Raw genomic sequence first — 20,478 nt, forward strand, 5'->3', positions numbered from 1 at the left:
TGGCCATCCGCCGCTTCCTGCGCCCGGTCTGCTACCAGAACCTCCCCGACGCCCTGCTGCCCGGGGACCTGCGGTAAGAAACGTCCCGAAGGCCTGTCCGGTTGCGGGCAGGCCCTCGGGGGCTGTGCGAACAGGCGATCGCGGCTATCCTGCGGTGCGACTGCGCCCAAGGAGCCGAGCATGACCAAAAAACCGATCGTCTATCACATCCCCGTCTGTCCCTTTTCGCAGCGGTTGGAAATCCTGCTCGCCCTGCGTGGCACGCCGGAGGCCGTTGAATTCCGTGTGGTCGACATCACTAGGCCCCGCGATCCAGAATTGCTGCGCAAGACCCGTGGCACCACGGCCCTGCCGGTGCTGGAAACTTCAGACGGGCGGATCCTCAAGGAGAGCCTCGTCATCCTGCGCTACCTCGACGAAGCGCTGCCGGGCGGTCCGCTGCGCCGGGTGGACCCCTTTGAACATGCAGTGGAATCCATGCTGATCGCCCGCGAAGGCGCGTTCACCACGGCGGGCTATCTCTTCGTCCTGAACCAGGATCGCGATCAGCGGGCGGGGCATCGCGACAAGCTGTTGGGTCTCTATCGCGACATTGACGGTTTTCTGTGTGAGCATAGCCCCGAGGGGCCATTCCTGTTCGAGGATTTCGGCCTGGCCGAGGCGGTGTTCACGCCAATGTTCAAACGCTTCTGGTTCCTCGATTACTACGAGGGTTTTGCGCTGCCCGAAGGACCGGAATACGACCGCGTCCGGCGTTGGCGCGCTGCCTGCATGGCGCATCCGGCCACCGACCAGGTCTCTGAAGAGGAGATCGTCAAGCTTTACTACGATTACGCGATGGGGGCCGGGAACGGGGCGTTGGTCGAGGGGCGGAAAATGTCCAGCTTTGCCTTCGAACCGCATTGGCGCGATCGGCCGATGCCGCCGCGCGACAAGTACGCAGGCAGTGCCTCGGACGCGGTTCTGGGGCTGGTCTGACGCCGGTCAGGCCAGCGCCTTTTCATCCTCCAGCAGGCAGGCGACCTGCCGCCCCTGACGGTGTTGCAGGTCAGGCCGGATGCGGGCGCAGGCGTCGATCCGTTTCGGGCAGCGGGACTGGAACAGGCAGCCCCGCGGCAGGTCCATCGGGCTGGGCAGATCGCCGGTCAGGATCTGCGGTTGCTGTTTCACGCGTGGGTCGGGCACGGGGACGGCAGACAGCAGCGCCTGCGTGTAAGGGTGGCGCGGGTTCGCCACCAGCGCGCCCGCAGGCGCCATCTCCATCATGCCACCCATGTACATCACCAGGATGTCGTCCGAGATATGCCGGACCACGCCCAGGTCATGGGCGACAAAGATCAGCGTCAGCCCCATTTCCGCCTGCAACTCCTTGAGCAGGTTGATGACCTGTGCCTGAATCGAGACGTCAAGCGCCGAGACCGGTTCGTCGCAGAGCAGGATCTGCGGTCGGGCGATCAGCGCCCGGGCAATCCCGATGCGCTGGCACTGGCCGCCCGAGAATTCGTGCGGAAACCGGTTCATGTTGCGCTCGGCGATGCCCACGCGGTCCAGCATTTCGATCACCTTCTGCCGCCGTTGCCGGCTGTTCAGCTCGGGGCAGAAGTAGATCAGCGGTTCCGCCACGATCTCGCGGATGGTCATGCGCGGGTTGAGCGAGGCCATCGGATCCTGAAAGATCATCTGCATCCGCCGGCGCAACCTTTGCAGGTCGGCGCGGCGGGCATAGTCGATGGGTTTGCCGTCCAGCGTGACGGTGCCGCTGTCATGCGGACCCAAACCGGCGATGGCGCGGATCAGGGTGGACTTGCCGCAGCCGGATTCGCCCACGATGCCCAGCACCCGGCCTGACATGAGGTCAAAGCTGACGCCGTTGACCGCGTGCAGGCGCCGGGGCGGGGACCAGGGGAAACGTTGGCCCCGACGCACCGGGAAGGTCACGCGCATGTCTTTGACGGAGAGGATGGGATCGCTCATGTCAGCTCCTCGACCGGGCGGATACAGGCGCGGCCCTCGCGGAATTCGGGCAGGCCGTCGTGGCAGGCGGGAATGGCATCGACGCAGCGCGGCGCAAAGGGGCAGGCCCGGGGTGCTGCGGTCTGGTTCGGCGGGCTGCCGGGAATGGCCGAAAGCGTGACGTCGCCTTCGGTGATCCGCGGCACGGCGCGCAGAAGGCCCCGGGTATAGGGATGGCCCGGCGCATCGAAGATCGCAGTGGTCGGCGCCGCCTCCATCACGCGGCCACCGTAAAGCACCATCGTGTCGTCGCAGAAGCCCGCGACCACGCCAAGGTCGTGGGTGATCAGCAGGACGGCGGTACCCAGGTCGCGCTGGATCTCGTCCAGCAGTGCCATGATCTGCGCCTGAACGGTGACGTCCAGCGCGGTGGTTGGTTCATCGGCCAGGATCAGGCGCGGGCGGCAGATCAGGGCCATCGCGATCACGATACGCTGGCGCATGCCGCCGGAAAACTCGTGCGGATAAGCCTTGAGCCGGTTCTTGGCGTCGGGGATGCGCACCGCCTCCATGACCTCGAGCGCGCGCTTGCGGGCATCGGCCCGGCTGGCGCCTTCGTGCAGTTCCACGATCTCGCCCAGCTGGCGTTCGATGGTCATGTAGGGATTGAGCGAGCTCATCGGGTCCTGAAAGATCAGCGCGATCTGGGCGGCCCGCAGGGCATTCAATTGCGAGGCGGGCAGGGAAAGCAGGTCCCGCCCGTCGAAACGGACCTGGCCCGCGACCTCGGCGTTTTTCGCCAGCAGCCCCATGATGGCCAGGGCGATCTGGCTCTTGCCGGACCCGCTTTCGCCGACGAGCGCCAGTTTCTGACCCTCGGCCATGTCGAAACTGACGTCGTTCACCGCATGGATCAGCCCGTCGCCGGTGCGGAAACGGATCTGCAGGTCTTCAACGGAAAGCAGGCTCATCGGCGGTCCTTGGGGTCGAGCGCGTCGCGTAGGCCGTCACCGATATAGTAGAGCGAGACCTGTGCAATGACGAAGAAGGCGGCGGGGAAGGCCAGTTGCCAAAGCGTGCCGAAGGTCATGGTGCGCGCGCCTTCGGAGATCAGTGCGCCCCAGCTTGTGTTCGGCTCCTGGATGCCGACACCCAGGAAGGAAACGAGGCTTTCGGCCATGATGACCTCGGGGATGACGATCGAGGTGTAGATCACGATCACCCAGAGGATGTTCGGTGCCAGATGCTTGAAGATGATGGCGAGGTCGGACATGCCCAGCATCCGCGCGGCATCGACGAATTCGCGGTGTTTCAGCATCATGACCTGCCCGCGCACGATCAGCAGACCGGCGGTCCAGTTCACGATGATGATGACGATGATCATTTGCGTCAGCGAGCGGCCGAAAAAGGCCTGCCAGACGACAAAGAAGATGATGTAGGGGATCGAGATCCAGATCGTGTAGAACCCGGTGATGATCTGGTCGAGCCTGCCGCCGAAATAGCCCGCAAGCGCGCCCAGCGTCGCCCCCAGCAGGACCGCCAGCGGCCCGGCGACAAACCCGACCATCAGCGAGGTGCGCGTGCCCTGAACGACACGGGCATACAGATCGCGGCCCAGGTCATCGACGCCGAACCAGTGGCCGTTCTCCAGGCTGGGCGCGCCCTCGGTCTTGATCCGTCCCAGAACGTTCCAGTCGATTTCCTCGAAGCTCCAGCGCGCAAAATACTGGCCGAAGAGGGCAAAGAGCAGCAGTGCCAGCAGCATGAACACGGAAAAGACCGCCAGCCGATGGCTCAGGAAACGGCGCCGTGCATCCGCCCAGAACGACCGCGAGACGATCATCTCTTCGGCGACGGGATCGGCGAACTCCTTGGAGTTGAGGCGTTTTTGGGTGTCGGTCACAGGCTGCTCCGCACCTTGGGGTCGATCCAGGCATACATCAGGTCGAGCATGAGGTTCAGGGTGAAGGTCAGCAGGCTGTAGAGGATCGCAAGCCCCAGCAGCATGGAATAGTCGCGGCTATAGGCGCCGTCGATGAAATCCTGCCCGATGCCGCCGGTGGAAAAGAACACGTCGATGAAGACGGACCCGGTGATCATGTAGACAAAGACCGGCCCCATGTAGGTCAGCGTCGGCAAAAGCGCCGGTTTCAGCGCGTGCCGCCAGATGATGACCCGCTCAGGCAGGCCCTTGGCGCGGGCGGTCAGGATGAAGGGCGCGTTGAGCACCTCCAGCATCGAGCCGCGCGTCAGGCGGGCAACGCCGGCCATGTACGAAGTCCCCAGCGCGATGGCGGGCATGACGATGTATTCCCATTGGCCGCCGTTCCAGCCACCGCCCGGCAAGAGCCCCCAGGACAGGGTAAAGAGCAGCACCAGGATCGGCGCCAGCACGAAATTCGGAAAGATCTGCGAGAAGATCGCCAGGCCGGTCATCGTGTAGTCCCAGATCGAATTGTGGCGCAGCGCGGCAATGATCCCCAAGGGGATGCCCAGCACCAGCACAAAGACCGCCGACCAGAAGCCATAGGTCAGCGTGACCGGAAAGCCCTGCACGATCACGTCGTTCACCGTGCGGTCCTTCTGGGCAAAGCTGGGGCCGAAGTCGAAGTGGAAGACGATGTTCTTGATGTAGGTCCAGAGCTGGACGTAGAGCGGCTGATCCATGCCGTAGCGTTCCAGCACGTTCTGCATCACCGCGGGCGGCAGCGGCTTTTCAGAGGTGAAGGGCCCGCCAGGGGCCAGCCGCATGAGGTAGAAGGAAAAGACGATCAGCACCAGGAGCGTCGGGATCACCGTCAGCAATCGGCGCAGGGTGTAGTTGAACATTTGGGAACCGGACCTGGGGTTCGAGCAAGGTGACCCCGTCCCGGGCCTGACCCGGGACCTCTGCGCCGGTGGGACCGGGCAGAGGCCCCGGATCTGGTCCGGGGCGGGGGATGCGGGAAGGCGGCGTGGCGCTTATTCGGCGACCTTGTAGAGGTCCTTGGCGTACCAGTTCTGCTCGACGTTGTTGACCGGCCAGCCCTTGATCTGGTCGCTCAGCATCATGTTGATCGAAGCGTGGTAGATCGGGATCACCGGCATGTCCTGGGACAGGATCTCTTCGACCTCGAAGTAAAGCGGGTTGGTATCCTGCGAGGACTTGGCCTCTGCCATCAGCTCATCGACGCGTGCGTTGGAATACTTGCCGTCGTTATAGCCAGACTGCGAGGTCAGCAGATCGAGGAAGGTGGAGGCCTCGTTGTAATCCCCGCACCATGCGCCGCGGGCCAGTTCAAAGTTCTGGTTGCCCCGGGTTTCGAGGAAGACCTTCCATTCCTGGTTCTCAAGCGTCACGTCCACGCCCAGCTTCTGCTTCCACATCTGGCTGGCCACGATGGCGATCTGCTGGTGGCTTTCAGAGGTGTTGTAGAGATAGGTGAAGGACAGCGTGTCGCCGTCCGGACCATAGCCCGCGGCGGCCAGCAGTTCCTTGGCCTTGGCGTCACGCTCGGCCTGGGTCATGTTGGCGTAGTCGACCTCGGGCACCTCGAAACCGTCGGTGGCGCCGGGGGTGAAGGTATAGGCCGGGAATTGCCCGCCCTGAAGCACCCGCTCCACGATCACGTCACGGTCCAGCGCGTAGGACAGCGCCTGGCGGACCCGCGCGTCCTGGAATGGCTCGGGGCCGTCCTTGAGGTTGAAGGTCATGTAGTAGTTGCACAGCCGCGGCAGGGCATAGGCCTGGTCGGGGAATTCCTCTTTCAAGGTGGGGAACTGCCCCGAGGGGATGTCGGTCTTGTCGACCTCGCCTGCGCGCCAGCGGGTCAGGCCCTGCGCCTCGTCGCCGATGACCAGTGTCACGACCCGTTCCAGCACGGTCTTGTCGTTGTCCCAGTACATCTCGTTGCGCTCACGGACCGAGCGTTCCTTCGGCACATGTTCGGTCAGCACATAGGCGCCGTTCGAGACGATGTTGCCGGGACGGGTCCATTCCTGGCCATGTTCCTCGATCGCCCATTTCGGCGCGGGGAAGGTGGTGGCATGGGTGACCATCTTGGCGAAATAGGGCAGCGGCTGGCTCAGCTGCACCACCAGCGTGTGATCGTCGGGGGCGGAGACGCCGAGGTCGGTGATCGGCTTTTCGCCTGCAATGATCGCGGCGCCGTTCTGGATCGACATCAGCTCCATGTACCAGGCGTAGGGCGAGGCCAGTTCCGGGTCCACCGCGCGCTGCCAAGCATAAACGAAATCGCTGGCTGTGACGGGTTTGCCGTCCGACCACTTGGCATCGTCGCGCAGGGTGAAGGTGTAGGTCATGTTGTCTTCGCTGACCGTGTGGCTGAGGGCGACGCCGGGCACGATCTCGCCATCGGCGTTCTGGTTGTAGAGCCCTTCAAAGAGGTCGCGCACCACCTCCGAGCCGTTCACGTCCTCGACCACCTGTGGGTCGAAGGAGGAGAATTCGTCAAGCACGCGGTAGGTGAAGGTCTGGTCGGCTGCCAGCTGGGTGCCCTCGGGGACGTCGGCGGCAAAGGCGGCGGTCATCAGCGTGGTCGACAAAAGAAATGGAACAATCGCGGAACGATATTTCATAGTTTTCCCCTTGGTTGGATGCTCTTGCGGCAAAGCGTGCCCGAGTTGCCGGACCTTGCAAAGGCTTTTCTCGATGCCTGCAAGCCCGTCGTCGGGTCAACCGTGGGGTGAAACGCGGTGGGAGGTCAAGGGAGGAAGGCGGCGGTATGGCGGGATCACGCCGTAGCTGTTTCCACCTGGTCTGTCAGCGGTGGTTTTCAGCGGGCGCAGGCCAGGGGAACATGCGCCAGACTGGCCCAGAAGGCGGCGACCTCTGCCATGGCCCCGGCCTCGATGACCATGGCGCGGGGATGGGCGCCCTCCTGCGCCAACCCGATGGCCAGATCGGGGTCGCTGGCAAGGGTGAAGAACAGAATTTCGTTTTTGTCCAGCGTGTTGATGGCGGGGGTTGGTGGGTCCAGCAGGGTCCGTATCTGCCTTTCCAATGCCCCGGTCATGGGCCGGTCCGGGCAAATCTGCCGGGGCGCTTTTCCCGGTTCGACGACGGCGATCAGCATCTCCTCGGCAGCGTCGAGAAGATAGGCCCAACGGTCGGGTATAACCGCGTCCGGCGGGGCCAGCCCAAGCTGGCGATAGAGCGCGTCGACGGCAATTCCGGGTTGCGCGGGATCGGGGGGCTGCGCGGGCGGGGCAGACCTGCACTGCAACTGCTGGTCGCCGGGCAGCAACCGGGCAAGGGTCCGGGCTACGGTCTCCAGATCCGTGAACATTAGAGGGTGGCCCGCCAGCGCGCGCGCCTCCGCCGGGGCAGTGTCGGGCAGGCTGACAAGGCGCGATAGCTGTCCTGCCGCTGCTTCCAGCCGCAAAAGGGGCTGCCCGCCGTCGAGGATGGTCAGGTCACGCGGGGCAATGCAGGCAGCAAGGGCGTCCAGGACAAAGCCCTGCGCCTCTTCTGCCGTAGGAGCGTTCAGGGTCTGGCTGTCGGTGCCCAGGGCAGCGGCCCGGGCCAGGATGGTCGCAATCGAAGGATGATCGGTCATGTCACGCTTTCCTGGTCGGCGAGGCGCCCCAGCGCCGCGCAGATCGTAGGCACGTCGGCCCGGGGCCCAAGTACCGCGCAGATCACTTCGGATGGGTCGCGGGGGGATTGCAGGAACAGTTTGCTGCCTCTGGGGCCGCTCAGGACCGCTAAGCCGAAAACCGGCAGCTCCGAACGGAACAGGGTGCATGCCGTGGTGCAGAGATCGTCAAGACGTTCCTGTCCCTGGTGAATGGCGCTGGCGAAGGTCAGCACCGTGCCTGCCGACGTGTCGGCAAGCATCACCAGTTCGCAATGGGCGAAACCGGCACGGAAACTGGCAAGATCGTCACGGGTCATCGGGCAGCCTCTGCTGCCTCTGTCATGACCTGCGCGGGGTTAAGGTCGCCTTACCCCCGGAAGGTATTCCGGACGTCAGGCGGTACGATGCTCGGGCCTTGACCGGGCGCCCTGCGATTTGCTGCGCGTGATCCGGCGGGGCACGATCCTTGGTTCTGTGCCTGTATCAATGTCGGCACCGGCAGCAGGCGATGGCGGCGGATTTCGGTGCACCGGAGTCACTGTCGCGGCGGCGCGCGGTGTCTCAACCGGGGCAGGCGGGTCCAGCCCCTCGAGCGCATGACAGAGAAAACGCACCAGGGCGGCGGCGCCCGTTGTCTCCAGCACATCGTCATTGTCGCGGCCCGCCAGCGCGCCGGTCAGCGAGATCGGCAGAACGTCACGGAACAGCGCCCCGGCCTCTGCCCGGACCCGCGCAACAACGCGCGCCCGATCCCGCTCTCCCTGCATCTTGTCGATGCGGGTGATCAGCAGCAGGCTCTTTGTCCAGAGCTGCGGCGGCACCTGTTCCCAAAGAGCGGCCTCGGACTGGCGCCAGGCCTGGTTGGCGGGGGTGCACCAGATCGCCAGGTCGACCTTGGGCAGGAAGGTGTCCCAGAAATCCGGTGCCATGTTCGGGTCCGACGTTCCGGGCAGGTCGATCAGGTCGCAGGCCTGCAGGATATCCGCGTCCAGCCGGGCCAGGATCATCTGGGTGTCCTCGGGCGAAACCGCCGTCCAGTCCTCGGCGGGCAGGGGCGTCGCAGCGCCGTCCAGGCCGATGCGCTGGGCGCCGGGGGTGCCCAGCTGATACCAGACCGGGGGCAGCTGCGTGGCCGTGACCTGCACCGGAGAGCTGTTCTGCCCCAACAGCAGGTTGGCCAGGGTGCTCTTGCCCGCGCTGAATTCTCCCATCAGGGCAACGCGCGGCTTGCGGGGGCTCGGGTCGGTGGGGCGATCGTCTGTCATGATGCGGACCTCTGCAGTCGGTTCCGGGGGCTTTGGGCGTGCGGGGGGACGGTGCTGTCCTGCGTGAGGCCGGTCAGGATCTCGCGCTGGCCCTGGATGAACCCGGTCAGCGTGTTGCGCAGCTCTTGCGAGAAGGGCGCGGCACACTGGTGGTGCAGGGCCTCGACCACGGGTTTGGTTTCCTCGTGGATCAGGCGCGAGAAGTCGTCGGCAAAGGCGTGGTAGCCACGCTGACGCCGCCAGAAACGCGCCCACCAGCTGCCCCGCAGGTCCAATGCGATGGTCTGGCCCAGGCTGATCGGCGCGGGGGCCGAGGGCAGCGGCGGCGGTTTGATCGCGGGTCCTTCGGTTTCCAGCGCAAAGGCTGTCCGGTAGAGCGCGCCGATGTCCTCGGCCGCCCCGGCCAGAACCTCTGTCCCGGCCTTGCCCGCGCCCTGGACAAAGACCTTGTAGGCGCTGCGCAACAGCATCCGCAGGCCCGAGGGATCGTAGGTCCAGACCTCTCCCTCGCCATACTGTTCCAGGTGCTTGACCAGGGACCCGGTGGCCCGCCCCAGAAAGGCGCGGCGGGCATTGTCGGACCGGCTGGCAAAGGCCTCGTGCATCCGGGCAAGATGAGACTCCAGCGCCGCAGAGGCGCGGTCCTCGATCCGGTCGAGTTGGTGGGCGATATCCGCCGGTGCCATCGTCAAGTTTTTCGGCTCGAAGCCGCCGGAGCCGTCGCGGGACCCGCTGGCGGCCTTGCCCGTGCGCAGGTTATCCAGCGCCACGCCCAAGGTTTGTTCAAGGCGGGCCCCCACCCCCTGTTCGATCCGCCCTGCAATGGCGTCACCAAGCGCGGGCAGTCCGGAAAGCCGCCAGATGATCTCTTGCGGGGGCAGGTGGGCCAGCGCGCCGGTGACATGCGCCTCGGCCCAGTTGACCAGCGCCTCGGCGCTGTCACTGCCCAGATCGTCCAGGCGGCCCGCCACGGCGTGATGACCCCAGTAGCCAGAGCCGAAGATGATCTCGGCCTCCTGGGGGCCATCGAAGCGGCGCAGGGTGGCAAGAATGCTGGCCTGGATTTCGGGAACGGCGCTTACCGGGTCTGCCAGTTCGTCGATGCGGTTCACAAAGATGATGACATCGCGCGATTTCACGTTCGAGATCAGCCGGATCAGGCCCAGATCCACGGAGGACAGCGCCTGTTGCGCGGACAGGACCATCACGCAAAGCCGGCTGCCGCGCAGCGCGTTGATGGTGATCTGTTCGCGGATCATGAAGGTGTCGTTGACGCCTGGCGTATCGCGAATGCACAGGCCCAGGGGCAGGTCCGGAGCGGGGAACCAGAGGTCCGCCGACTTGGTGATATCGGCAAAACGGCCCTGGTCGGGGCTGCCATCCGCCTCTTCCCAGAAATCGTCGCCAAGGCAGACATAGCGCTGGATCAGCTCCTGGTCGAAAGTGTCATAGTCATGGGTCTGGCCCAGCAGCATCTGGAACTTGCGCCCCAGTCTTGCCTTGGATTTCTCGCGCATCTCGTCCAGTTGCGCGCGGACCTTTTCCAGCTCCGTGTCCGCCCCGGCCCGCGCGGCGATTTCGCCCACGCGACCGCCCTGGCGGATCAGGTGGTCCCATTCCTCGTTGGTAAAGAACCGAAAGGCGGCGCGGCGGTCCTGCGGTTTCAGCTGCGGCGACATGTGCAGCGAGGTCACGACAGAGGTCCAGGGGTTCACATCCGCGGGCAGCAGGTCCGGCCAGCCGGTGAGCGCGTTCACCAGCGTGGTCTTGCCCGCCTTGACCTGCCCGATAAAGGTCACGGAGGGCTCGAAGCTGCGGATCTGGCGGCGATATTCGCGCGCCTGATGGGCGATGCTCTCTTCGCTGCACTGTCCCAGTTCGGCAAAGCGCAGGTCGATGTCGGCCAGCCGTTCGGCCAGGGCGGAAAAGCCGTCAAAGGCGGTGGGCGGAGTGTCGTTCGGGTCCGTCGAAACCTGTGTCATCGGTCTTGTCTCACCTGTGTATCCTCTTGCGGGATCTTGTGGGGCCGTCACGCGGCCATGTGCTGCTCGACATCCTGCCGGACCTGAAGCAGCAGCTGCGCCGCATCGGCCAGTTGGTCTGTGCCGCCTTCGATCCGCAGCAGCAGCGCAAGGTCCTGCGCCTCATCGAACAGCGCGGCGAGGTCGGGCAGGTGTTCCTGCAGGCTGTCGGCGCTGGCCGCCCTGCTGGACAGCGTGGAAAATGTCTCTTCGAAAGCGGTGAACAGGGTATCCTCGTCGCAGCCGCTCTCGAGGGTTGCGGAGAGGTCATTCGCCGCGTCGCGTACCGCGTGAAAGACCCGGGCGAGGTCACGCGCGGCCTCGGGCGGCAGGGTGGCGGGGTGCGGAATGATCTCTGCGGGCTGTGTCTGCTCTGCAAGGACGATACGAGGGGCCGGCGCGCCATAGCGGTGCAGCAGCATCTGGGCGGCGTGGATGTCCTGCAGGCTGGCGTCCTCGATCACCCGGTCGAGATGCGCCACCAGCGGGGCCAGCCCTAGGGCGGTGGCGGGACTTACTTGGAACTGCCCGTCGAACTCCGTGTCCTGGGGCCGGGCAGGGTGGTCGCCGGTCAGGACCAGCAAGGCATGGTTGTGCATCCGATCCGGTGCCGCTTGCCACAGGTCGCGCTCGAAATCGCCCCAGTCCCGCGAACACCAGAGCGCGAGGTCCAGGCGCGGCGCCGCCCAAGCCAATCCCGCGCGCAGATCCGAGGCGCTGGCATCGGTGACAAGCAAAAGAAGGCTGCGGCCCGAGAGAGCGGGGGCGGGCGATGTGATCTGCAGGAAGACGGGGTCTTGAGCAAGGAGGTCGGGCGTGGGCAGGCCCTCGGTCTCGATCCGGCTGCCGTCCGCCAACATGGCGTCGGTCCGGGCGGTCGGGCCGTGGTTAAGCTCCAGTGTTGGCAACGGCTGCGTCCCCAGATCGGGCGGCAGTCCGCCCAGGGCGGCCAGGATTGCCCGTTTTCCCGCGCCCGGCAGGCCCAGCAGGCCGATGCGCACCGGCGCTGCCAGTTTCCCGGCCAGCGCGGCGCAACTGGCCTGCGCCTTGGCGGAGAGCCGGGCGTCGGAGCAGAGTGCTTTCAGACCGGCAAGGGTATCGTCATGCACGGAGCGCTGCAGGGTCACGGGCCGGCCCTCCGCTTGACGGGGATCAGGCCACCCAGCCCGGCGATCCCGAGGCGTGGCAAATGCGCGGCCAGCTGTCCGGCGCGGCGCGCCGGGCGGCGGGCCACTGCACTGTCGGGGCAGGGGATCATGCGGATCACGACCAGTGAGACATTGTCCTGGTGCTCGGCCTGCTTTGCCTTGACCGCGGCCAGCAGGGCACGGGCCACGGCGGCGCTGCCCGCCTGCGGGCGCCGTCGCAGGATCTGTCCGATCTCGGACGCATCAAGCACGTTCAACCCGTCGCTGGCCAGCAGGACGATGTCGCCCGGCTGCAGCGTCACGGCCTCTGCCGGGCAATCGACCAAGGGCACGTTCTGGCCGGTGACGGCGGAGGTCAGGCAATGGCGTTGCGGGTGGTCGCGGGCGGCCTCGGGGGGGATCGCACCGCGTTCCGCCAGGAGGTCCAGTTGCGCGCCCATCGAATGCAGTATGTTCAGCTGCCGCAACGCGCCGTCGCGAAACAGGTAAAGCGGGCTGTCCCCGACAGACAGCCAGCGCAGCCCGGCGGCGTCCACGCGCAGGCCCACAAGCGTCCCGCCCGTGTCGGCGCTGATGCACTCCGCGTCGATGTGCTGTTTCAGGCGGGCATTGGCGCTGTCCAGAGCGGCACGAAAGCCGGGGTCGCCCTCCGATGGCGCGCGGGCTGCGGCCAGGTACATCTCGGCGAACATCTCGCTGACAAGAATGCGGCTGGCGAGGTCGCCGTCATCATGTCCCCCCATGCCGTCCGACAGCACGGCCAACCCGGGCATGTCCCCCTCGGGGAACTGCGCGATCAGCGCGTCTTCCTGTCGGCTGCGCAGCCCCAGATACTGGCCCGAGGCCGCGTCGGTGGCCAGCTCAGCCATTGTCCTGTGCCCCGCCGTCCGGGGCGGCCCAGGACATGCCGTCGCCGCAGAAGGCCACGAAGCGCAACACGGTCTTGCCGATGCGGATGCTGTCGCCGTTGTTCAATTCCTCGGTGCTGAGCAGGGGCCTGTCGTTCAGGCGCACGATATTGGCCTTGCCGCCGTGGCCGATATAGCTGCGGTTGTCGTCCTCGTCATAGGCGATGGCCAGGTGGCGATCTCGGGAAATGGCGGTGTCGCCGAAATCCAGGGTCACGGTCTGGTCCGGGTCGCGGCCCACGGTTGACAGGCCTGCCGTCAGCGTAAAACTCGCCCCGCGCCCCGGCCCGTCGATCACGACGATCCAGCCAATGGGAAAGAAGGGGTCCGCGCTGGGAGTGCTTGCGGTGGGGCCGTTCATCGGGTCCGGCCCGGCGGGGTCGGAATGAAACCCCAGGAGCCGCGTCTTGACGCGTTGCGAGCCGGGTCTGGGCGCCTCGGGGGGCTCTGTTCCAATCGTGGTGGCGCTGCGCGCCAGCGCCGGGGACTCTGCGCTGCTGGGTGAAGGCGTGGTGGGTTCTTCGGGCCTGTCCGGCTCCAGGTCCCAGATCCGGGGGCTGGCGGGTGCGGCTGCGTCCAGGTCGAGCGGCGGCAGATCGACGGAATCGGACGCGACGGCTGCGGCGGGCGCGGCCCATTCCTGCCGGGGTGACGGTTGCGGCCGTTCCGGACGGGGCACATGGTTGCGTGCGGCGCGGGCGCTGTCGATGTCGCAGTTGCGCGGGTCCTGTTCCCCGGTCATGCGCCCGGCAAGATCATCCCAGGGGTCGCGCACGGGCGCCTCCTGCGGCGCTGTGTCCGGCGTGGGACCGGAAGCCGGGCGTCTCCGCGCGATCAGGTTCTTGATACCCTGCATGTCCTTCACCCTTTCCTCAAAGGTTCGTTTCCAGCGCCTGCCGCTGGCCACGGCCCGACCAGGGCAGAAGCGCGCTCAGCGAAAAGCGGCGGCGGCGCGGTGGCGGCGTGGCCTGTTCTTCTTCTGCAACTTCTTGCTGTGGTGGGTCCGGTTCGGCCTCGCGGCCCCAGTCGGCGGGATCCTCGTTCAGGATCGCCCAGTATTCACGTTCGGCGGCCCGCTTTGCCTCTTCGGGGTCGGGACGGGGCGCGCGCTTGACGGGGGCGCTGCGCCCGACACTGTCCTCGGCGATGGCGGCATGGTTGATGGCGACCATCTCGGCGATCTTTGTCTCGATCTCCGGGTCCACGGGCACCGGGTCCACAGGCGGCTCTGCGGCATGCGCCTGGGCCGCAGGGGACAGCAGCGACGGGCGCCGTCCCGCCAGCGCATCCAGCCAGTCGTCGGCGCTTTGCAATCGGTCCTTGGAGAACAGGTTCAGGCAGCGGTCGATCGCCGCCAGAAGGCGCGGATCGTGTTGCGGGAACCGCCCGGACAGGGGGCGGAAGGGATCGGGGCGCTGTTCGGCCACGGCGGCCAGCCGCAGACTGCTGTTCGGCGGCGGGCTGCCTTCGATCAGGTGTACGAAGGTCGCCGCCAGGGCATAAAGATCGCTCGACCGCGACTGCGCGCTGCCGGCGATGTAGAATTCCTGCGGGGAATAGCCGTCCTTGACCGTATGAACCCGGGACAGCACGCGGCTGGCCTGCGTCGCGCTTTGCCGTGCCGCCCCGAAATCGATCAGGACCGGCGTTCCCATCGTGTCCAGCAGGATGTTGTCCGGGGAAATGTCGCGATGCAGGATGCCGTTGCGGTGGACATAGCTGAGCGCCTGCAAGAGCAGCACCGCCAGTTCGCGCAGAGCCTCGGGTGTCAGCGCGTCGGGGTGCCGGTCCAGCAGGTCGAAGAGATCGGTGCCCTCGACGAAATCCAGCGCCATGTAAGCGGTGCCGTTGGCCTCGAAGATCTGGTGTACGCCGACGATGTTCGGATGTTGAAGCTGCGCCAGCGCGCGCGCCTCTTTCTGGAACAGTTCGACCGCGCGGGTGAAATCCATGTCATAGCTTTGCGAGCGCAGGCGCACGTTCTCCCCCCGGCGGCAACAGATGGCGTTGGGGAAACACTCCTTGATGACGACACGGCGGCCCAGGCTGTCGCGTGCCAGGTAGGTGATGCCGAAGCCGCCGGAGTTCAGGTAGGTGTCGACCGTGTATTGTCCGTTGCACAGGGTCGTGCCCGGGGGCAGCCCGTCACCGAGGGCTTCGGCGGGGTGGGAAACCGGAATCTGCGACTGGTATGTCATACCTCGATACTCCTGTTCGAACGGGACAGGCTGCGGGTGGGGCCGGATGCGGTGCAGGGTTGCGTTCAGACCCGAAATCACCAGCCGTTGCGGGCCGGGCGGTGTCCGAATTGGGACGAAAATGCGTCGCTTGGATCGAAGGAAATTCAATCTTTATAGGTAATTGCGACAGTTTTCGCGTTGGGTGCCTGATATCGGAGCTCTGGGGACTGAGAAGAGAGCTGCGACCGAATTGCCGCGATCCATAAAAAACAGGTCGAGTCCCGCGTGACCTGTGTCCTTCAGCCTGCACCGCTCCGCTTGCCAAGGCAGAGGGCGCGCAGGTCACTATCCCGGATCACCGGACGGGCGAGGCCCCGGGCTGAACTGCCCGAAGGCGGCCGGCTTTCCGTCCAGGCGCCGTTGGCCATGATCAGTTCATGGCGATCAAACAGCAGCTGGATGACTCCCACGCCGGGGCCGGGAAGACGCGCCACGCCGGGCAGGGTACACAGGCGCGATGCCTCGACCAGAAGCTCGGGCTGGCCCTGTCCTGGGCCGCCGATCAGCAGCCTTTGGGCCGGGGCGGTGCGCAAGGCGCGGTCCGGCGCGCCACGGCCGAGTGTCCCCTTGCGCAGACGCACCGGTGTTGCATGGCCCTGCGCTGTTTCGGGCCGGATACGCAGGCAGCTTCGCAGGACCTGGTAGCCGTTGTCGCGGGTCAGGATCTTGTCCCCCCGGCGCAGATCCTCGATCCGCACGTGACCGCGCAGCGTCTTGATCCGCGTGCCGGCCAGCAGGCCACCGACAGGCGTTGGCGGCGCCGGGGCGCCGTCGTTCAGCGTGACAGGCTCTGCCGACAGGCTGTCCAGCCCGGCAAGAAAGGCGCTGCGGTCCATAGGTTCCCCGACCCGAGGCGTGATGAAATGCCCGCAGGCTCGGCCCCAGAGATGGAGATTTGATCAACGCGACCCTGCGAAACATGCGGGATTTGATCCGGATTCGAAGGATCAGACGTCGTGCATCGCGCCGCCGGACAGGTCGGTGATCTCTTGCGAGGCTTCGGCCACGCGGCGGCCCAGATCCGCGATGCGTTCGCCGCTGAACCGGACCGTGGGGCCGGAGACGGATATCCCGGCGCAGGGTTCTCCCTGGTCGTTCAGGATCGCGGCCCCGATGCAGGACATCCCGGCGTGCCGTTCCTCGCGGTCATGCGACCAGCCGCGCGCGGCGATGCTGTGCAGGTCGGCGGTCAGGCCGGACAGGGTGACATGGGTGCTGGCAGTGAAGGGCGTCAGGTCCATGTCCTCGATCAGCCGCTGCTGCGCCTGCGGGCGCATTGCGGCCAAGATCGCCTTGCCGATGCCCGAGGCATGCATGGCGGTCCGGGTGCCCGGCGGAAAGAAGGCGCGGATCGGGTTCGGCGTTTCGACCTGGCCGACAAAGACCACCTCGCGCCCGTCGGGAACGGCAAGGTTCGCCGTCTCGCCGGTTTCCTTCATCAGGCGGCGCATCACCGGGCGGCCGACCTCGACCACGCTGTTGCGTTTGAGAAAGGCGGTGCCGGTGCGCCAGGCCTCGATCCCCACGGCCCATTCCTGGCGCTCCTCGTCGAAGGTCACGAAACGGTGGTTTTCGAGCGTTGTCAGGATGCGGTGGGTGGTGGCGGTGGGAATGTCGATCTCGCGCGAAAGATCGCTGAGCGTCGTGCCCTCATCGCGGGCAAGCGCGGTCAGCACCCCCAGCGCGCGGTCCAGTGCCTGAAGCGTTCCGGCAGAGCTTTCCTTGAAGGCCGACTTGGGCCGGCCACGGGGGCGTTTGGGGCTGTTCATGCGCGCAAGCCTTTCGAAAAAGTTTTTCGCCGCAAGTGCGAAGGTGGAAAATGAGAAACTGAATATCATTCAATTTCATGTGCTTGCTATCAGCATCTCAGAAATGAAAAAGCTTTTCAAGAAAATTGCGCGACTCGGGCTCTTGGCGGATATTGAGTGACAAGAAGGAGACCACGCCATGACCGACCAGAACCCGGTTTTCATCCCCGGCCCGACCAACATGCCCGACCGCCTGCGTCGCGCGATTCAGATCCAGACCCGCGATCACCGCGCGCCGGACTTTGTCGATACCTTTGCCCCCGTGCTGGAAGACACGAAGAAGGTCTTCGGTTCGAGTGAGGGCAAGATCATCACTTTCCCCGCCAGCGGCACCGGCGGCTGGGAAGCCGCCGTCACCAACACGCTGAGCCCCGGCGACAAGATCCTTGTCGGTCGCTACGGCGTCTTTTCGAACAAGTGGATCGACCTCTGCCAGCGCCACGGCCTGGATGTTCAGATCGTCGAAACCCCCTGGGGTGAGGGCGCCCCGGCCGACAAGTTCGCCGAGATCCTGGCCGCCGACAAGGCGAATGAAATCAAGGCCGTCCTGACCACGCACAACGAGACCGCGACCGGCGTCCGCTCGGACATCGCCGCCGTCCGCCGTGCGCTGGACGGGGCCGATCACCCGGCGATGCTCTTTGTCGATTGCGTCAGTTCGTTGGCCTCGATGCCCTTCGAATTCGACGCCTGGGGTGTGGATATCGCTGTCAGCGGCTCGCAAAAGGGCTTCATGCTGCCTACCGGCATGGCGATCCTCTGCGTCTCGCCCAAGGCGCTGGACGCGATCGAAAACGCCGGGCTGTCGCGCACCTTTTTCGACTTCCGCGACATGATGAAGGCCAATGCGACGGGCGGATTCCCTTACACTCCGCCGCTGCAACTGATCTACGGTCTGCGCGAAAGCCTCGACATGCTCTTTGAAGAAGGGCTGGAGAACGTCTATGCGCGCCATTTCCGCCTGGCCGAGGGCGTGCGTCGCGCCGTCGATGCCTGGGGCCTGAGCCTTGTTGCCAAGACGCCGGACCTGTATTCTGATACAGTCAGCGCGGTTTGTGTCCCCGAGGGTTTCGACAGCAACGCGCTGACCGATCATGCTTATCGCGCCTACAAGGTGTCCTTTGGCGTCGGTCTCGGTCAGCTGGACGGCAAGGCCTTCCGCATCGGCCACCTGGGCAGCCTGACCGATGTCATGGTCCTGTCGGGGCTCGCCAGCATCGAGATGGCGATGGCCGATCTGAACTATCCGATCACCCTGGGCAGCGGTGTCGCCGCAGCGCAGGAATACTACCGGACCAGCCGCGTTGCGGCGCTGAAGTCCGCAGCCTGAGGAGGTACAGATGCTTGACGCGATGACCCTGGCCGAAGCGCTGACCATCGAGGACATGCGCGCCGCGCATGAGCGCATCCGGCCCCATATCAACCGAACGCCGGTCCTGCAGTCGCAATACCTGAACGAACTGACCGGCGCGGATCTGTTCTTCAAGTGCGAGAACTTTCAGGAGGCGGGCGCCTTCAAGGTGCGTGGTGCCTGCAACGCGGTCTTCGGTCTCTCGGAAGAGGCAGCCCGGCGCGGTGTCTGCACCCATAGCTCCGGCAACCACGCGTTGTCCCTGTCCTACGCGGCGGGGCGGCGGGGCATTCCCTGCAACGTGGTCATGCCGCGCACCGCGCCGCAGGCCAAGAAGGACGCGGTGCGGCGCTACGGCGGCACGATCACCGAATGCGAGCCTTCGACATCCAGCCGTGAGGCCGTCTTTGCCGAGGTTCAGGCCGCGACAGGCGGAGAGTTCGTGCATCCTTACAACGACCCCCGGGTGATCTGCGGGCAGGCGACCTGTTCGGCGGAAATGCTGGAACAGACCGGCGGCGTGGATGCGGTTGTTGCGCCCATCGGTGGCGGCGGCATGATCTCGGGCACCTGCCTGACCCTGTCGAACCTCGCCCCCGAGGTGAAGATCTACGCCGCCGAGCCGGAACAGGCAGACGACGCCGCACGCAGCTTCAAGGCCGGGCATATCATTGCTGACGACGCGCCCGAGACCATCGCAGATGGTCTCAAGGTGCCGCTGAAAGAGAACACCTGGCATTTCGTCTCCAACTTCGTGACCGATGTGCCGACGGTGTCCGAACAGGAGATCGTCGACGCGATGAAGCTGACCTGGAAGTACCTGCGGGTCGTCATGGAACCGTCCAGCGCCGTGCCGCTGGCCGCGATCCTGAAGAACCCCGAGCTGTTCCGGGGCAAGCGCGTGGGCGTCATCATCACCGGCGGCAACGTCGATCTGGACCGGCTGCCGTGGACATTGGGATGAACACTCACCCGGCCGCGTGACGTAATCTAGGGCGGGGCCTGCCCCGCCACACCAAGACAAGGGAGCTACCCCATGAAAGACGTGACCAACCTCGACGAATACGAAGTCGGCTTCGACATTCCCGCCGCCATCGGCATGGATGAGGCGGACATCCAGACCCCCTGCCTGGTGCTGGATCTGGACGCGCTGGAACGCAACATCAAAAAGATGGGCGACTACGCCAAGGCGCATGGCATGCGCCACCGCGTGCATGGCAAGATGCACAAGTCGGTGGACGTGGCCAAGCTGCAAGAGGAACTGGGCGGCGCCGTCGGCGTCTGCTGCCAGAAGGTGTCCGAGGCGGAGGTCTTTGCCCGGGGCGGCATCAAGGACGTGCTGGTGTCGAACCAGGTGCGCGATCCGCTGAAAATCGACCGCCTGGCCCGCCTGCCCAAGCTGGGCGCGCGCACCATCGTCTGCGTCGACGACATCGACAACGTGGCGGAATTGTCCGAAGCCGCGCAGAAACACGGCACGCAGATCGAGTGTTTCGTGGAAATCGACTGTGGCGCGGGCCGGTGCGGCGTGACCACGACCGAGGATGTGGCGGCCATCGCCAAGGCTATCGAGGCCGCGCCGGGACTGAAATTCACCGGCATCCAGGCCTATCAGGGCGCCATGCAGCACCTCGACAGCTACGAGGCCCGCAAGGAGAAGCTCGACGTGGCCATCGCGATGGTCAAGGACGCGGTCGAGGGCCTCAAGGCCGAGGGCATCGAGTGCGAGCTCGTGTCAGGCGGGGGCACCGGGTCGTATTATTTCGAGTCCAACTCGGGCGTCTACAACGAGCTTCAGTGCGGGTCCTACGCCTTTATGGACGCGGATTATGGCCGCATCCTCGACAAGGACGGCAACCGCATCGACCAGGGTGAGTGGGAGAACGCCTTTTTCATCCTGACCCAGGTCATGAGCCACGCCAAGGCGGACAAGGCCATCTGCGACGCGGGCCTCAAGGCGCAGTCCGTCGACAGCGGTCTGCCGGTGATCTTTGGCCGCGACGACGTGGAATACGTCAAGTGTTCCGACGAACACGGCGTGATTGCTGACCCCAAGGGCGTGCTGAAGGTGCGCGACAAGCTGAAGCTGGTGCCGGGCCATTGCGACCCCACCGCAAACGTCCACGATTGGTACGTCGGCGTGCGCAACGGCAAGGTCGAGGCGCTCTGGCCGGTGTCCGCGCGCGGCCGCGCCTACTGAGGCCG

General features: G+C 65.7%; 20 protein-coding genes and 1 pseudogene. 6 read left to right on the forward strand and 15 right to left on the reverse strand.

The features are described 5' to 3' along the window. Positions 1-77, forward strand: a pseudogene (locus tag KZZ07_RS28160) (aldehyde dehydrogenase family protein); the annotation flags it as partial. A 103-nt stretch (positions 78-180) separates the two neighbouring features. Then, positions 181-978: a glutathione S-transferase family protein gene (locus tag KZZ07_RS24020; RefSeq protein WP_219518481.1), complete on the forward strand. Its 798-nt coding sequence runs from the start codon at positions 181-183 to the stop codon at positions 976-978. Positions 979-984: 6 nt separating this feature from the next. Here the strand turns inward: KZZ07_RS24020 and KZZ07_RS24025 are convergent, their stop codons facing one another. The 15 genes from KZZ07_RS24025 to bhcR all read right to left on the reverse strand — a co-directional run bounded on the left by KZZ07_RS24025 (position 985) and on the right by bhcR (position 16,883). Then, entirely contained in the window at positions 985-1,974 is a 990-nt protein-coding gene (locus tag KZZ07_RS24025) for an ABC transporter ATP-binding protein (protein ID WP_219518483.1), read from the reverse strand. After that, positions 1,971-2,924, reverse strand: a complete 954-nt coding sequence (locus KZZ07_RS24030) for an ABC transporter ATP-binding protein (RefSeq protein ID WP_219518486.1) — start codon at positions 2,922-2,924, stop codon at positions 1,971-1,973. Before KZZ07_RS24030 ends, KZZ07_RS24025 begins: the two co-directional genes overlap by 4 nt. Then, positions 2,921-3,856: an ABC transporter permease gene (locus KZZ07_RS24035; RefSeq protein ID WP_370631251.1), complete on the reverse strand. Its 936-nt coding sequence runs from the start codon at positions 3,854-3,856 to the stop codon at positions 2,921-2,923. Before KZZ07_RS24035 ends, KZZ07_RS24030 begins: the two co-directional genes overlap by 4 nt. Beyond that, entirely contained in the window at positions 3,853-4,782 is a 930-nt protein-coding gene (locus KZZ07_RS24040) for an ABC transporter permease subunit (protein WP_219518489.1), read from the reverse strand. The genes KZZ07_RS24035 and KZZ07_RS24040 overlap by 4 nt, the downstream gene beginning before the upstream one ends. A gap of 132 nt (positions 4,783-4,914) precedes the next feature. Then, complete coding sequence (locus KZZ07_RS24045; RefSeq protein WP_219518492.1) at positions 4,915-6,531, reverse strand: peptide ABC transporter substrate-binding protein; 1,617 nt, start codon at positions 6,529-6,531, stop codon at positions 4,915-4,917. A gap of 197 nt (positions 6,532-6,728) precedes the next feature. Further along, positions 6,729-7,511 (reverse strand): hypothetical protein, encoded by a 783-nt coding sequence (locus tag KZZ07_RS24050; protein WP_219518495.1) that lies wholly within the window; start codon positions 7,509-7,511, stop codon positions 6,729-6,731. After that, positions 7,508-7,849 (reverse strand): hypothetical protein, encoded by a 342-nt coding sequence (locus KZZ07_RS24055; protein WP_219518498.1) that lies wholly within the window; start codon positions 7,847-7,849, stop codon positions 7,508-7,510. Before KZZ07_RS24055 ends, KZZ07_RS24050 begins: the two co-directional genes overlap by 4 nt. A gap of 75 nt (positions 7,850-7,924) precedes the next feature. Next, positions 7,925-8,797, reverse strand: coding sequence for a P-loop NTPase family protein (locus KZZ07_RS24060; RefSeq protein ID WP_219518500.1), 873 nt, complete (start codon positions 8,795-8,797; stop codon positions 7,925-7,927). After that, the gene (locus KZZ07_RS24065; RefSeq protein ID WP_219518502.1) at positions 8,794-10,779 is read right to left on the reverse strand and encodes a dynamin family protein; all 1,986 of its coding nucleotides are present in this window, start codon (positions 10,777-10,779) and stop codon (positions 8,794-8,796) included. Before KZZ07_RS24065 ends, KZZ07_RS24060 begins: the two co-directional genes overlap by 4 nt. A 47-nt stretch (positions 10,780-10,826) precedes the next feature. Next, the gene (locus tag KZZ07_RS24070) at positions 10,827-11,945 is read right to left on the reverse strand and encodes a hypothetical protein (RefSeq protein WP_219518505.1); all 1,119 of its coding nucleotides are present in this window, start codon (positions 11,943-11,945) and stop codon (positions 10,827-10,829) included. Continuing rightward, positions 11,942-12,835 carry a PP2C family protein-serine/threonine phosphatase gene (locus KZZ07_RS24075; protein WP_219518508.1) on the reverse strand — a complete coding sequence of 298 codons (894 nt, stop codon included), beginning with the start codon at positions 12,833-12,835 and terminating at the stop codon, positions 11,942-11,944. The genes KZZ07_RS24070 and KZZ07_RS24075 overlap by 4 nt, the downstream gene beginning before the upstream one ends. Then, positions 12,828-13,730, reverse strand: coding sequence for an FHA domain-containing protein (locus KZZ07_RS24080; RefSeq protein ID WP_219518511.1), 903 nt, complete (start codon positions 13,728-13,730; stop codon positions 12,828-12,830). Before KZZ07_RS24080 ends, KZZ07_RS24075 begins: the two co-directional genes overlap by 8 nt. A 16-nt stretch (positions 13,731-13,746) precedes the next feature. Beyond that, positions 13,747-15,072, reverse strand: coding sequence for a serine/threonine-protein kinase (locus KZZ07_RS24085; protein WP_219518514.1), 1,326 nt, complete (start codon positions 15,070-15,072; stop codon positions 13,747-13,749). Positions 15,073-15,353: 281 nt separating this feature from the next. Further along, positions 15,354-15,950 carry a Hint domain-containing protein gene (locus tag KZZ07_RS24090; protein ID WP_219518517.1) on the reverse strand — a complete coding sequence of 199 codons (597 nt, stop codon included), beginning with the start codon at positions 15,948-15,950 and terminating at the stop codon, positions 15,354-15,356. Between the two features lie 111 nt (positions 15,951-16,061). Further along, positions 16,062-16,883, reverse strand: a complete 822-nt coding sequence (gene bhcR, locus KZZ07_RS24095) for an HTH-type transcriptional regulator BhcR (RefSeq protein WP_219518519.1) — start codon at positions 16,881-16,883, stop codon at positions 16,062-16,064. Here bhcR and KZZ07_RS24100 point away from each other — a divergent pair. The 4 genes from KZZ07_RS24100 (at position 16,882) to bhcC (ending at position 20,473) form a co-directional block, all read left to right on the forward strand. Next, positions 16,882-17,043, forward strand: a complete 162-nt coding sequence (locus tag KZZ07_RS24100; protein ID WP_219518521.1) for a hypothetical protein — start codon at positions 16,882-16,884, stop codon at positions 17,041-17,043. The two genes, bhcR and KZZ07_RS24100, sit on opposite strands and share 2 nt — an antisense overlap. An 18-nt stretch (positions 17,044-17,061) precedes the next feature. Continuing rightward, on the forward strand, positions 17,062-18,252 hold the full coding sequence (bhcA, locus tag KZZ07_RS24105) for an L-aspartate--glyoxylate aminotransferase BhcA (protein ID WP_219518537.1): 1,191 nt from the start codon (positions 17,062-17,064) through the stop codon (positions 18,250-18,252). A gap of 10 nt (positions 18,253-18,262) precedes the next feature. Next, entirely contained in the window at positions 18,263-19,237 is a 975-nt protein-coding gene (gene bhcB / locus KZZ07_RS24110) for a beta-hydroxyaspartate dehydratase BhcB (protein ID WP_219518540.1), read from the forward strand. Between the two features lie 72 nt (positions 19,238-19,309). Then, positions 19,310-20,473 (forward strand): 3-hydroxy-D-aspartate aldolase BhcC, encoded by a 1,164-nt coding sequence (gene bhcC / locus KZZ07_RS24115; protein WP_219518543.1) that lies wholly within the window; start codon positions 19,310-19,312, stop codon positions 20,471-20,473. Positions 20,474-20,478 lie beyond the last annotated feature (5 nt).

The organism is Mameliella sp. CS4, assembly GCF_019392335.1.
Classification (GTDB): Bacteria; Pseudomonadota; Alphaproteobacteria; order Rhodobacterales; family Rhodobacteraceae; genus Antarctobacter.